General features: G+C 71.3%; 10 protein-coding genes. 6 read left to right on the plus strand and 4 right to left on the minus strand.

Features of this window, described 5'->3' with window-relative positions; all coding sequences use genetic code 11:
• The 4 genes from ACFWP7_RS19970 to ACFWP7_RS19985 are packed head-to-tail and all read right to left on the minus strand — an operon-like array spanning position 1 to position 4,095.
• Positions 1-849, minus strand: a complete 849-nt coding sequence (locus tag ACFWP7_RS19970; RefSeq protein ID WP_384382862.1) for an NAD-dependent epimerase/dehydratase family protein — start codon at positions 847-849, stop codon at positions 1-3.
• Positions 849-1,718 carry a carbohydrate ABC transporter permease gene (locus ACFWP7_RS19975; RefSeq protein WP_384382863.1) on the minus strand — a complete coding sequence of 290 codons (870 nt, stop codon included), beginning with the start codon at positions 1,716-1,718 and terminating at the stop codon, positions 849-851. The genes ACFWP7_RS19970 and ACFWP7_RS19975 overlap by 1 nt, the downstream gene beginning before the upstream one ends.
• Positions 1,715-2,710, minus strand: a complete 996-nt coding sequence (locus tag ACFWP7_RS19980) for a carbohydrate ABC transporter permease (protein ID WP_384382864.1) — start codon at positions 2,708-2,710, stop codon at positions 1,715-1,717. Before ACFWP7_RS19980 ends, ACFWP7_RS19975 begins: the two co-directional genes overlap by 4 nt.
• Complete coding sequence (locus ACFWP7_RS19985; RefSeq protein WP_384382865.1) at positions 2,707-4,095, minus strand: ABC transporter substrate-binding protein; 1,389 nt, start codon at positions 4,093-4,095, stop codon at positions 2,707-2,709. The genes ACFWP7_RS19980 and ACFWP7_RS19985 overlap by 4 nt, the downstream gene beginning before the upstream one ends.
• A gap of 162 nt (positions 4,096-4,257) precedes the next feature.
• Between ACFWP7_RS19985 and ACFWP7_RS19990 the strand changes: the two genes are divergently transcribed.
• From ACFWP7_RS19990 to ACFWP7_RS20015, 6 genes are all read left to right on the plus strand, one after another.
• Positions 4,258-5,043: an IclR family transcriptional regulator gene (locus ACFWP7_RS19990; protein ID WP_384382866.1), complete on the plus strand. Its 786-nt coding sequence runs from the start codon at positions 4,258-4,260 to the stop codon at positions 5,041-5,043.
• A 138-nt stretch (positions 5,044-5,181) separates the two neighbouring features.
• On the plus strand, positions 5,182-6,477 hold the full coding sequence (locus ACFWP7_RS19995; RefSeq protein WP_384382867.1) for an enolase C-terminal domain-like protein: 1,296 nt from the start codon (positions 5,182-5,184) through the stop codon (positions 6,475-6,477).
• Entirely contained in the window at positions 6,474-7,160 is a 687-nt protein-coding gene (locus ACFWP7_RS20000) for a ThuA domain-containing protein (RefSeq protein WP_384382868.1), read from the plus strand. Before ACFWP7_RS19995 ends, ACFWP7_RS20000 begins: the two co-directional genes overlap by 4 nt.
• Positions 7,145-8,224, plus strand: coding sequence for a Gfo/Idh/MocA family protein (locus ACFWP7_RS20005; protein WP_384382869.1), 1,080 nt, complete (start codon positions 7,145-7,147; stop codon positions 8,222-8,224). The genes ACFWP7_RS20000 and ACFWP7_RS20005 overlap by 16 nt, the downstream gene beginning before the upstream one ends.
• Positions 8,225-8,445: 221 nt before the next feature.
• Positions 8,446-11,487 carry an alpha-mannosidase gene (locus ACFWP7_RS20010; protein WP_384382870.1) on the plus strand — a complete coding sequence of 1,014 codons (3,042 nt, stop codon included), beginning with the start codon at positions 8,446-8,448 and terminating at the stop codon, positions 11,485-11,487.
• A complete protein-coding gene (locus tag ACFWP7_RS20015) occupies positions 11,480-13,693 on the plus strand; it encodes an ROK family protein (protein WP_384382871.1) in 2,214 nt (737 codons plus the stop codon). The genes ACFWP7_RS20010 and ACFWP7_RS20015 overlap by 8 nt, the downstream gene beginning before the upstream one ends.
• Positions 13,694-13,698 lie beyond the last annotated feature (5 nt).

Raw genomic sequence — 13,698 nt, forward strand, 5'->3', positions numbered from 1 at the left:
TCACTCTCCTTGGTTGCCGGGCCGGCCGTACCGCGGGACGAACCCGAGCAGTTCGGTGCAGGCCGTCGTGTCGAACAGGGAGGTGCGGCCGGGCAGCGACGAGAAGGTCGGCACGCCCGGGTGGTAGCGGTCCATCAACTCCGCCGAGGGAAGAGGCGAGGAGGTGTCGGCGGCGGCGACGTTGAGTACGTGGCAGCCCGTGAAGTCCGCCCGTAGGGCCTGGTGCACCACGGCCGCCGCGTCCCGTGTGTGCAGCCAGCCCCACAGGTCGTGCCGGTGGGCTCCCGGGTCGGCCGCGACCCTGGCGAGCTGACCGCGCAGCCGCTCCCCGCTGCCGGTGAACGGGAAGCGCAGACAGACGATGTCCGTGCCCCAGCGGCGGTGCGTGCTGCGGGCGGTCTCCTCAAGGACGGCCTTCGACAAGCCGTAGGGATCGCGGATGAGCAAGGGGTGTTCCTCGTCCAGCGGCACATAGAGGGGGGAGACCGGGACGGGCGACCAGGCAAGCCCGACCGCCGCCAGGCTGGAGGCGGCCACGATCCGGCGGACGCCCGCGCGGCCCGCCTCGTCCAGGACGCGATGCGCGGTCAGGCAGTTGGTGGCGAACAGGGCACTGGGATCATCCGTGTTGGGGTGCGGTATCGCCCCCAGGTGGACGACCGCCTCCACCCCGTCGACCGCCTTGCGTACCAGGTCGGGATCCTGGAGGTCACCGATGTGCACGCGCTCGGCCGACGGCGCCTCGAACGGTACGAGGTCGGTGGCCACGACGTCGTACGAGGCCGCGAACAGCTTGGCCAGGACGTGCTGCCCGATGTGGCCCGCGGCCCCGGTGACCAGGACGCGCATCAGCCCTTCACCGCCCCGACCAGCCCGTTGACGAAGTACCGCTGGAGGCTGAGGAAGAGCAGGATCACCGGGATGACGACGATCAGGGCGCCCGCCATCAGGTTGTTGTAGTGCGGCACGTTCTCGGCGGACAGCGTCTGCAGACCGAGGGGAAGCGTGTACGTCGACGGATCGTTCAGGGACACCCGGGTGAGCAGGAACTCGTTCCACGTCGGGATGGCGGTGAGCAACGCCACGGTGATCAGGGCGGGTTGGGTGAGCGGCAGATACACCCTGGTGAAGATCCGCAGCTCGCTCGCGCCGTCCACCCGGGCCGAGTCCCGCAGTTCGCCGGGCACCGCCAGGAACGCGCCGGTCATGAGAAGGATCGACAGCGGGGCACCGCCGTTGACGAACGGCAGGACGAGCCCCCAGTGCGTGCCGAGGATGCCCAGCTTGTTCTCCAGGAGCACGATCGGCAGCATCACCGTGATCCCCGGCACGAACAGCAGGGAGATGAAGAGCTTCTGCAGGAATCCGCGTCCCGGGAAACGAAGGACCGCGAAGGCGTATCCGGCGGCCGCGTAGACCACCAGGGTGAGGACCACGGTGTACCCGGTCACCAGCAGGCTGTTGAGGAAGAAGTCGAAGAAGTGCAGCTCGCTCCAGGTGTCGGCGAGCGTCTGGAACGTGGGGTTGTCGGGGATGAGATGCCCGCCGCGTACGACCTCGATCTGGTCCTTGAAGGCGGCCGACACCATCCACAGGAACGGATAGACACTGACCAGGCCGTACGCGGCCAGCAGCACGCCCACGACCGCGCGGGCCACGACCTTGCGGGCGCCGCCCGGTGTACGGGCACCGGAACGGGCCAGGGAAATAGCTGTCATGTCCTGCTCCGCAGCGCTCGAAGGTTGATCAGGGCCAGGACGAGGGCGGCTGCGAACAGGAGCCAGCCGAGCGCGCTGGCCAGGCCGAGCGTGGGCGCGAGGTTCTTGAGGAACGCCAGGCGGTACGCCTCCAGGCCGAGGACGTTCGTGTGGTCACCCGGTCCGCCGAGGGTCATGACCAGGAAGGGCTGGAAGCCCTGCAAGGACTCGCGCAGGTTCAGCAGCACCACGATCGCCGTGATGGGGCGCACCAGCGGCCAGACGACGGACAGGTTGGTGCGCCACCACCCCGCGCCGTCCAGCTGGGCCGCCTCCAGGACACTGCGGTCGATGCCCTGAAGTCCGGTGAGATACAGGAGCATCGCGACCGGCACGTGCCCCCAGACCATCACAACGATCATCGTCGCCATGGCGGTGGAAGGATTGCCGAGCCAGCCCTGCGGCTGCTCCAGCGAACCCAGGCCGACGCTGCCGAGCAGGGCGTTGACCGCGCCGTCCGGTTGCAGGATGTACTGCCAGGCGAAGAAGACGGCGATGCCGCTGGTGACGTACGGCAGGAAGTACACGGACCGCAGCACGGACTGGAACCGCTTGACCTGGTTGAGCAGTACGGCCAGTGGAAACGACACCAGGACCGTCAGGGCCGGCGCGGCGAGCATCACCCAGAAGGTGTTGAGCGCGGCGTGCCGCACCCGGGGAGCGTAGATCGGGTCGCGCCACAGCAGATCGGCGTAGTTGTCGAGGCCGACCCAGGTCCAGTTCGGCGAGAAGCCGTTCCAGGTGGCGAAGGACAGCGCTAAGCCGTAGCCCACGGTGTACAGGCCCATCACCGCGAAGAGCACCACGGCCGGGGCGACGAACAGATACCCGGACAGGGCCTCGTACCCGCGCCAACGGCGGTACGGCGGGGGAGGGGCCGCGGTTCTCACCGGGCGGGTGCCGCCGCGCCTGCCCACCGCCTTCGGCACGGTCCGACGGGGAGCGGTGGTCACTGGCCTGCCGCTTTCCAGTACGACTGGATGAGGTCGCTGAGCTTCTGACCGGTCTGTTCGGGCGACGACTCGTTGAGCGGCGTCAGATCCGCGAGGATCGTGCCCGCGTCGTCCTGCTCGTACCCGATCGGGCGGAACTCGTCGCCGCGACTGGGGTCGTACGTCGTCTCGGGTGTGCCCTCGAAGCTGTCGACCATGGCGCTGAGCGTGGGGCCGAGGACCTTGTCGGAGTCGGCGCCGAGTTCGGTGGCGGGCAGGTCCAGGGAGTCCTTGGCGAACTGGGTGGCGACGTCCTGCTGGGAGAGGAACTCCATCCACTTCTTGGCGTTGTCGGGCTGCTCGCTCGTCGAGGTCACGCTGACGCCCGTCAGGGCGAGCGGGCCGAGGCCCCGGTCGGGCACGGCGCCGTCCGCGGGAGCGGGCAGCCCGAAGGCGAGTACGTCGTCGGGGTTCACACCGTTCTGCTTGAGGAACGCGAGCGTGAACGTGCCGCCAACGGCGAAGGCCGCCTTGCCCTGCGCGAACGCCTGGTCGGCCTGGTCGATCGTCAGGGTCTGGGTGCCGGGCATCCAGTACGGGGTGATCTGGTCGTACATCGACAGGACCTTGACGCCGTTGGGGGAGCCGAAGTCGGTGGCCCCGTCCTTGCCCCACAGCTTCTCGTAGTCCTGCTGCCCCAACTGGGCGAAAGCCAGCGGCTGGAGTACCCAGGTGAGCCCCGTGGCCTGCACCTTCAGGCCCAGTGAGAGGCCGCCGTTCTTCGGGTCCTGCGCCTTGGTCGCCTTGAGCGCGTCGAGGAACTCCGCCCAGTTCGCGGGCGCCTTGGTGATGCCGGCGTCGGCGAGCATCTTCTTGTTGGCGTAGACGATGCCGAAGGTGCCGATCGTGAGGGGCACGCTGTAGCGGGCGCCGTTCTCGATGCCCTTCTCCTTGGACTCCTTGTTCAGGGAGTTCTGGTAGATCAGGTCCGTGACGAGCCCGGAGTCCTGCACGGCCGGCTGAATACGGTCGGACCACTCGCCCTTGAAGTCGGAGCTGATGTCCGACAGGATCCCGGCGGCGCCGAGGACGCGGTCACCACCATCGGAGTGCACCTCCAGCAGATCCGGCAGGTCACCGGTCTTCGCCGCACTCTGGATCTTGGTCGTGTACGCGTCGTCGGGCGTGTAGGCCTCGACGGTGACCGAGATGCCGGTCTCCTTCTCGAACTCCTTGGCGGCAGCCCGCAGCGCGCCCACATGGGACTGCTTGAACGTCCACATCTCCAGCGACTTCGAGTCCCCCGAGCCGGAGGAGCCGCCGCAGGCCGTGAGGGAGGTGAGCGAGAGCGCCGTGGCCACGGCCGCCGCGAGAAGCCGGGCTTTTCGTGCAACAGGTATCCGCATGGGCCCCTACCTAGGGTGGTCTACCGTTCAGAAGGCCGAATGGCGTTGGAGTGACTGAACTTAGAGTCGTTGTGATATAGCGTCAAGATGCATGCCGCGATGAGGTGTTGACCGGTCAGCCGAGGGGCGCCGGGGCGGGGAGGCGGAGGGCCAGTGGAATCGGTGACAGCGACAGCGCGCGGGCGCAAGGTCGAAGAGGTCAAGTCCGCCGCTCGGGTGCTCGAAGTGCTCGAGCTCCTGGGGCAGGACGGCGCCAGGCTCTCGCTCGCCGAGATGGCCGGCGCCATGTCGGTGCCCAAGAGCAGCCTGCATGCGATCCTGCGCACGATGGAGGCGCGCCGCTGGGTGGACGTCGACGCCTCCGGCACCCGCTACAGCCTCGGTCTCAAGGCACTGCTGACCGGCACCGCCTACCTGGAGGGCGACGACGTCACGAGCCTCGCGGGGCCCGTCCTCGACGCCCTCGCCGAGGAGACGGGGGAGGCCGTCCACCTCGGCAGACTCGACGGCACGAACATCGTCTACCTGGCCAAACGCGAGTCCCGGCACGCCCTGCGGATGTACTCGGCGGTCGGTCGCAGACTCCCCGCGCACGCCACCGCCCTGGGTAAGGCGGTGCTCTGCCAGTACGACCCGGCCGAGGTGCAGCGCCGGCTCGACTGGCCACTGGAGCGGCTGACCCCGGACACGGTCGTCGAGCCGGACGCCCTGCTCGGACAGCTCGCCCGGACCCGGCTGCGCGGCTGGGCCGTGGACGACGGCGAGAACGCGGTGGACATCCGGTGCGTGGCCGTCGCGCTCGGAGTCACCCCGGACGGCGGTGACGCGATCAGCTGCTCGGCGCCCCGCAGCAGGATGGACGACGCGCGCATGGAGGAGGTGGCGCAGGCCGTGACCGAGGCGGCGCACTCCCTGCGGACTCTCCTGAAGCGGATCGGGCAGCGCTGAGAGGTCCTTTACGCCCCCGGGGGATGGCGTTCCGGCCACCTCGATGTCATATTTGACAGGCCCGTTGACAAACCCACGGGGCGCTTCGTACGTTCGGATGGCAGTACGTCATTCTGCTATCTGTACGCGGGAGTTCGCATGGCTCAGCCTGTTGCCCGCACGCCCGTCCTGACTCCCGTCCTCGCCCCGGCTCCCTGGGTCGAGGAACGCGGCGCGAAGATCCGCATCACCGCCGTCGTCACGTTCCTCACCGCCCCGCACGGCTGCCCGCACCTCGTCGTACGGGTCGAGACCAACGAGCCGGGGCTCTATGGCCTTGGCTGCGCCAGCGATCCGCAGCGCACCCTCGCCGTCCGCTCCGTCCTCGACGACTACCTCGCCCCGCTGCTCATCGGACGGGACCCCGACGACATCGAGGACATCCACCGGTTGCTCCTCAACAGCGCCTACTGGCGCGGAGGTTCGGTCACGGGGAACGCTCTCGGCGGTGTCGACGTCGCCCTGTGGGACCTCAAGGCCAAGCGTCTCGGGGCGCCCCTGTACTCGCTGTTCGGCGGCCGGGTACGCGCCGGCGCCGAGGCCTACACGCACGTCGACGGTGCCGACGAGCGGGAGATCGCCGACCAGGTGGCCGCGGCCCGGGAGCGCGGGTACCGGCACGTCCGCGTCCAGGCGGCCGTACCCGGCGCGGACACCTACGGCGCCGGGGGAGCGGCCGTCGATCCGGCCGCCGTACGGGCCCGGCGCGTCCCCTGGGACTCGGCCGCGTATGTGAGGACCGTTCCGAAGATCCTCACCCGGGTGCGCGAACTCGTCGGCGACGAGGTCGAGTTGCTGCACGACGTGCACGAACGGCTCGATCCGCGGCAGGCACGGGACTTCCTCCGGCGCGTCGAGGACGCCGGCCTCTACTTCGTCGAGGACCTCCTCGCCCCTGAGGACGCCGGGCACTTCGCCCGCCTGCACGCGGCCTCCCCGGTCCCGCTCGCGGTCGGTGAACTCTTCAGCGACAGCGCCCAGTTCACGGCACTCCTCGGCGGACCCGACATCGACTTCGCGAGGCTGCGCGTCCCGACGCTCGGCGGACTCACCCCCGCCCGCAAGATCGCCGCACTGTGCGAGCTGCGCGGTGTACGGCTCGCCCCGCACGGGCCCGCCGACGTCAGTCCCGTCGCCCAGGCGGCGACCCTCGCCCTGGACGTCTCCAGTCACGCCTTCGGGGTGCAGGAGGCGGCGACTTTCGGACCGGCTGTCGCCGAGGTCTTCCCCGGCACGGTCCTCGCACGCGACGGTTTCCTCGTGCCGCCCGAAGTCCCCGGCCACGGTGTCGACTTCGACGAGGTGGCGGCCCGCCGCCACCCCGTGCCGGAACCGCTGGAACATGACCGCTGGGCCCTGCTGCGCAACACCGACGGGAGCGTACAACGACCGTGACAGACGCACTGCGACGAGTACCCGCGAACAACGCACCGCGACGGGCGCTCGTGGTCCGGGGCGGCTGGGAGGGCCATCAGCCGCTCACCATCACCGACCTGTTCCTGCCGTTCCTCAAGGACCAGGGCTACGCCGTCGAGACCTCCGAGTCCCTCGACGTCTACGAGGACGCGGACCTTCTCGCGACCACCGACCTGATCGTGCAGTGCTGGACCATGGGCGAGATCACGCGTGAGCAGAGCGACGGCCTCGTCGCCGCCGTGCGCGCGGGTACCGGCCTCGCGGGCTGGCACGGCGGCATCGTCGACTCCTTCCGCGCCGACGTCGGCTACCAGCTCCTGACCGGCGGGCAGTTCCTGATGCACCCGCCCGGCTTCCACGACCACGACGTGCACCTGGTGCCCGAGCGCGCCGACCACCCCGTCGTCCACGGCCTGAGTGACTTCCGCGTCCACACCGAGCAGTACTGGGTGGCCACCGACCCGCTGATCGACGTACTGGCGACGACGACGTTCGAGCCCGGCGAGGGACGGGACCGAGCCGTCGTCATGCCCGCCGTGTGGACCAGGAACTGGGGCGCGGGCCGGGTGTTCGTGTCCACCGTCGGCCACAAGCCGGACGACTTCGACGTGCCCGAGGTGCGGGCGCTCACCGAGAGGGGACTGCTGTGGGCGAGCCGCTGAGGATCGGCATGGTCGGCGCGGGCAAGATCAGCGGGGCCTACCTGGACACGCTGGCCCGCCTCGACAGCGTACGGCTCACCGCCGTCACCGACCTCGACCTCGACCGCGCGAAGGAAGCGGCTGTCCGGGCATCGGGCGACGTGCGGGTCGCCGCGTCCGTCGTCGACCTCGTGACCGGGGACGACGTGGAAGCCGTCCTCAACCTCACGATCCCCGCGGCCCACGCGGGAGTCGCCCTCGTCGCGCTGTCGATGGGCAAGCACGTCTACGGCGAGAAACCCCTGGCGGCGACCCGCGAGGAGGCCGAGTCGGTGCTCGCCGCCGCCCGGGCCGCCGGACTGCGGGTGGGCTGCGCGCCGGACACCGTCCTCGGCACCGGCACCCAGACCGCCCGCAAGGCCGTCGACGACGGACTCATCGGCAGGCCGGTCGCGGCCACCGCGTTCATGGCCTCGGCCGGGCCCGAACCCTGGCACCCCGACCCCGAGTTCTACTACCGGCCGGGCGGCGGACCCCTTCTCGACATGGGCCCCTATTACCTCTCGGCCCTCGTGCACCTGCTCGGCCCCGTCGTACGCGTCACCGGCGCCGCGTCCCGGCCCCGCGCCGAACGCGAGATCGGCAGCGGTCCGCGGGCGGGAACACGCTTCCCGGTGGAGGTCGACACCCACATCACCGGCATCCTGGAACATGCCGGAGGCGCCCTGTCCACCCTCGTCATGAGCTTCGACGTCCGCGCCGCCCGGCTGCCCCGCATAGAGGTCCACGGCACCGAGGGCTCGCTCTCCGTCCCCGACCCCAACAATTTCGAAGGGCTCGTCGAACTCCACCGCGGCGGCGGCTGGGAACCCCTCCCCGTCTCGGCCGGATACCCGACAGCCGGACGTGGCACGGGACTTGGTGACCTCGCCGAGGCGATCGCCACCGGGCGTCCGCACCGCGCGTCGGCCCAACTCGCCCACCACGTACTGGACGTGATGCTCACCCTGCTGGACGCCGCCCACGGCGGACGGTCCCTGCCGGTGAACACGACGTGCGAGCGGCCCGAGCGCGTGGAGCAGTAGCTCCCGACCGACGGCGGCAGGCACCTCCTGCCGCCTTCACACGCGCCCGGATTGTCATTCCAGTTAATTGACGCGAACGTCCTTTCGCGGTTCTGAATTCCCCTGACAATTTCCCGCAGTTACGTTGCGATCTGCAAGAAGAAGGAACGAGTGAGAGGCGTTGACTTGATAACACACATGGTTTTACATGGCGGTTACTGGCTGGACAGGAAGGGCTTTCGATGCATGACCGGAGTAAGTCCGGCGAAGAGCGCATAGCCGCATTCCTCAGCGAACGGCTCCGCCCCGCGTTGTATCCGCAGCGGCTGCCCATGGACATCGGCGCCTGGCACATTCCCGGAGAACCGGTGCCCGTGGGCGTCGCGCTGCGCGCCGAGTACGCGCCGTTCACGGTGGGGGAGCCCTGGGGCAGCCCGTGGTCGACGAGCTGGTTCCGCGTCGGCGCGAGCGTTCCGGCGCGGTGGGCGGGTCGCCGCGTCGAAGCCCTCATCGACCTCGGCGGCGACCGCGGCCCCACCGGCGGCTGTCAGGCCGAAGCCCTTGTCCACGACGAACACGGAATCCCGCTGCACGGCCTGCACGCGCACACCGGCGCCGTCCCCGTCACGGCCTCCGCCCGTGGCGGCGAACCCGTCCGCCTCCTTCTCGAAGCCGCCGCCAACCCGTTCATCGACGCGGCCACCGGCAGCGGCGTCCGCTACGGCGACCCGGTCACCGCCGGGGACGCGCCCCTGTACCGGTTCCGGCGCGCCGATCTCGCCGTCCGCGATGACGACGTATGGCACCTGCTGCACGACATGGAGACGCTCGACGGCCTCATGCGCGCCCTGCCCGCCGAACTTCCGCGCCGCCACCGGATACGGATCGCCCTGGAGCAGGCGGTCGACGCCGTCGACCCCTGCGCCGTCGCCCGCACCGCCGCGGCGGCCCGCCGTGTCCTCGCGCCGGCACTCGCGGAGCGCGCCCACGCGTCGGCGCACACGTTCGCGGGCGTCGGGTACGCCCCTCTCGACCCCGGGGGCCTGCGGCCGCTGCGCGAGACGGTCCGTGGCTGTGCCCGCACCTTCAGCACGCTGGTCACCCTCGCCGAGGAGTACCCGGAACTCGTCGTCGGGGCCGCGTCGGCCCAGCACTACGCCTGGATGCGGGACCAGCAGCCGCACGTCTTCGAGCGGCTGCGCAAGGCCGTCGCCGACGGCAACTGGATCCCCGTGGGCGGCACTTGGGTCGAGCCGGACCTCGAACTGGCGGGCGGCGAAGCCCTGGTGCGCCAGTTCGTCCTCGGCCGCCGCTTCTTCCGCGACGAACTCGGCGCGGACAGCGAAGGCGCCTGGCTGCCCGGAGCGAGGGGCGCCTCGGCCGCCTTTCCGCAGATCGCCGCGCTCGCGGGCGCGCGCTGGCTCCTGACGAGGCGCCCTGCCGCCGGCCACCAGGCGGCGCCACCCCACCACACCTTCCGCTGGGAGGGCATCGACGGCACCACGCTGTTCACCCACCTCGCGCCCGACACCGCGGCGCTCACCGGCCCCGAGACCGACTCCGGGACGACCACCACCCGCTCCCTGCTGCCCCTCGGCCGCGCGACCGAGGGACCAGGCCGCGGCACTTTGGAGCGAGCCCGCAGGCTCGCCGACCTGGACGGGTCACCGCGCGTCGCCATGCGCCACCCGGCGCAGTTCTTCCGTGAGGCACGGGAGGAGTACCCGCACCCGCCCGTCCGGCGGGGCGGGCTCGACCTCGCCCCGCAGCGCGGCAGGTACACCGGCCAGGCCCGCACCAAGCAAGGCAACCGCCGCAGCGAAGTCCTGCTGCACGAGGCGGAACTGTGGTCGACGACCGTCGCCGTGCGCCACGGCGTCCCCTACCCGTACGACGAACTCGACGCCCTGTGGCGGCGCGTACTGCTCCAGCAGAGCCGGCGCATTCTGTCGGGCAGCTCCATCGCCTGGGTCCACGAGGACGCCGAACACGAGCACCGCGATCTGCACCGCCGGCTCACCCGCCTGGTGCGACGCGCCGTCGGCGAACCCGACGGCGCCGGTGTCTGGAACGCCGCGCCGCACCCCCGCCGCGAGGTCGTCATCCTCGCCGCGGGCACCGGCCAGGCATCCGACACGGCTCAGGTCCTGCCCGACGGGCGTCTCGCCGTACTCGCCGACGCACCCGCACTCGGCGCCGGACCCACCGGCCTTCCCCTCGACGGCACCGCACGCGTGACCGCGCACACCACGGTCGACGGCCAACACATCCTGGACAACGGCCTGTTGAGGGTGCGGGTGGACGCGGCGGGTCTCGTCCGCTCGGCCGTCGACCTGATCACCGGACGTGAGACCCTCGCCCCCGACGGTGCGGGCAACCTCCTCCAACTCCTGCGCGGCGAACAGGGTCGGGACCTGCTCGAAGCCGATCAGGTCGAACTGCATGCGTGCGGGCCCCTGTTGGCGACCGTGCGCGTGCGACGCGGCACGGGACGCTCGACGTTCGTCCAGGACCTGACCCTGACCTCCGGAAGCCACGCCCTGACAGTCGACACCGAAGTCGACTGGCGCGAGCGGGACACCGTCCTCAAACTGGCCTGGCCGCTCGACGTGCACGCCGAACTCGGCCATGCCGACGTGCAGTTCGGGCACGTCGCCCGTCCCACGCACGAGAGCGCCGACGGGAGCTCCCCGGAGTTCGCCGCCCACCGCTGGGTCCACGTCGGAGAGCACCGCTGGGGCGTGGCCCTGGCCACCGACTCCACCTACGGCCACGACGTCACCCGGCACACCCGCGACGGCGGCGGCACCACCACCGTCGTACGGCACACGCTGCTGCACGCCCCGAACGGCCCCGACCCGCACGCCGACCGCGGCCTCCACCGCTTCCGGCACACCCTGCGCCCCGGCGCCACCCTCGGCGACGCCATCACCGAGGGATACGCCGTCAACCTCCCGCTCCGCCCGGGCCCGGCCACCGGCCCGCAGAGACCGCTCGTCCATGTCGACCACCCCGATGTCGTCGTGGAGACCGTGAAACTGGCCGACGACCGCAGCGGCGACGTCGTCGTACGGCTCTACGAAGCCCGCGGCGGCCGAACCCGCGCAGTGCTCTCCGCGGACTTCGCCATCGAGGCGGTCCACGAGACCGACCTCCTGGAGGAGCACCCCACACCCCGCCCCCATCTCCACGGCCGTGTCCCGCTCACCCTGCGACCGTTCCAGATCCGCACGCTGCGGCTCCTGCGAGCCGGCCGACGCCAGGAGGACAGCAGCGGTGCCTGAACCACACCCCGACGTGGGCCTCGCGCCCGAAACCCTTGCCGTGCTGCGCGGCTGGGCCGGCAGCGAGGGCCCGCTCGCCACCCGCGCCCATGTCGTCCTGCTCGCCTCGGAAGGACTCCGCGACGCCGACATCGCCCGCCGCCTCGGGGTGTCACGGCAGACCGTCGGGAGCTGGCGCCACCGCTGGCACAGCGCGGGACTGCCCGGCCTGCGCCAGCGCCCGCGCACCGGCAGGCCCGCGACGGTCGACGAGGCCGAGGTCATCACCCGCGCCCTGCTGGCCCCCGGCGGCAGCGGCGCCAGCCGGGCCATCGCCCGCGAACTCGGCCTCTCCCACGCGACGGTGGCCTCGATCCGCCGCCGCTGGCAACTACCGCCCGACGAGTCACCCGCGCCGTATGTGCCGACCCGGCCGCCCCTGCCCGGGGCCGACATCTGGGTCATGGGCCTGTACGTCGACCAAACGCGCGCCGTCCTCCTCGCGGGCACCCGGCCCCAGGCACCCCGGGCCGCCCCGGCCGCGACGGTGATCGGCGAGGACGTCCTGGAGGGCGTGGACCAGGCGCTGTCCACGCTCCGTGCCGCGACCACCACCGCCTCCGGAGCGGACCCCGGCGGCGACGCCGACCGGACGTTGCTCGCGTACCTGACCGCCGCGGCCGAGCACCACCCGGACATCGCGCTGCACTCCATCGTGCTGTGGGAGAGCGGAGCCCCCCGGCCCGCGCAGGAGCACCGCGGGGCCCATTCGCCCGTCACCTTCCACGACCTGCCGGCCAGAACCACTTGGCGCGGCTTCCTGCGCGCCATGATCGCGCTGGACAGCACCAGCCACCCCGAGTCCTCCCGGCGCGTGTACCTCGACCTGGTCGCCGCCCTGCGACGGACCACCCACCGGACGCCCACGGAACCCGTCCACTGGCTGCGCGAGAACGTCGCCGAGCACCTGCGCGCACCGCACCGGGGCGAACTCCCCTCCCACCCGGCCTCGTTCAGGGGCGTCAACCAGATCGACCTGGGCTCCTTCAACGAGTGTGTGGTCATCGAGTCCGTACGCCTCTCCGGCAGCATCACCCGCGGCGAGATAGCCCACCGCACCGGCCTCACCCAGCAGTCGGTCTCCCGGATCGCCCGCTCCCTCCTGGACCGCGGCATCCTGGTCGAGGACGCCCAACGGCGCGCCACCTCCGGCAAGCCGCGCACCCCGGTCAGGCTCTGCGGTACCGCCGCGCACGCCCTCGGCCTGCACATCGACCCCGAGTTGCTCACGGCCGTGGTCATCGACCTCGACGGCGCGATCGTCTGTACCTGTACGAGACCGGTCAGTGCCGACATCGACCCCGGCGAGTTCGTCGCCCAGGTCGTCGCGCTGGGCCACGAAACCCTGGAGAAGGCGCAGGGCGCGGTCCGCGAGGACGGTCTGCTCGGCGTGGGCGTGGCCGTACCGGGGCCGGTGGACATCGCCTCCGGCACCGTACTCAACCCGCCACTCATGACGGCCTGGGACGATCTGCCGCTGCTGTACCTCCTCAAGGACCACTTCCCTTGCCGGGTGCTCATCGAGAAGGACTCGCTCGCGGCGGCGGCAGGGGAGCGGTGGATCGGACGTGACCGCAGGGCCAGGGACTTCGCCTACCTGTATCTGGGCACAGGCGTCGGCTCCGGGCTGTACCTCAACGGCGACCTCTACCGCGGGGTGAGCGCCAACGCGGGCGAGTTCGGGCAGCTGTGCGCGATCGCGCTGGGGCGGATCGCGGCCGACGGCCGTCCGGAGCTGCTGCCGGAGTGCAACCCACCCGTGTCCGTACGGGACTTCGCCGCCAGGCTCGGTCTGCAGGTGCCGGGCGGCGGCGGCAGCACCGCCGCCTACCGAGCCGTGGGACGGGCGGCAGCCGCCGGCGACCCCGCCGCGGTCAGCGCGGTACGGGAGGTGGCACGGGCGGTCGGCGGTGGCGCACTCGGGCTCGTCGACCTGCTCGACATCGACCTGATCGTGCTCGGCGGCCCGTTCTTCACCGACGACGTCGCGGAGTTCTACCTCGACGAGATCGGCCGCGCGGTCAACGACTTTCCCACCGCGCGCCGGCTGCGCCGTGTCGAGGTGGAACGCTCCGTGCTCAGCGCGGAGGCCGCCGCGGTGGGAGCGGCCTCCACGCTGTTCCATGCCGCGTTCACGCCCCGGCTGCGCGGCCGGGACCGTGCCTGAGGCTC

Origin of the sequence: Streptomyces sp. NPDC058470 (assembly GCF_042721055.1) — a bacterium.
GTDB lineage: Bacteria > Actinomycetota > Actinomycetes > Streptomycetales > Streptomycetaceae > Streptomyces.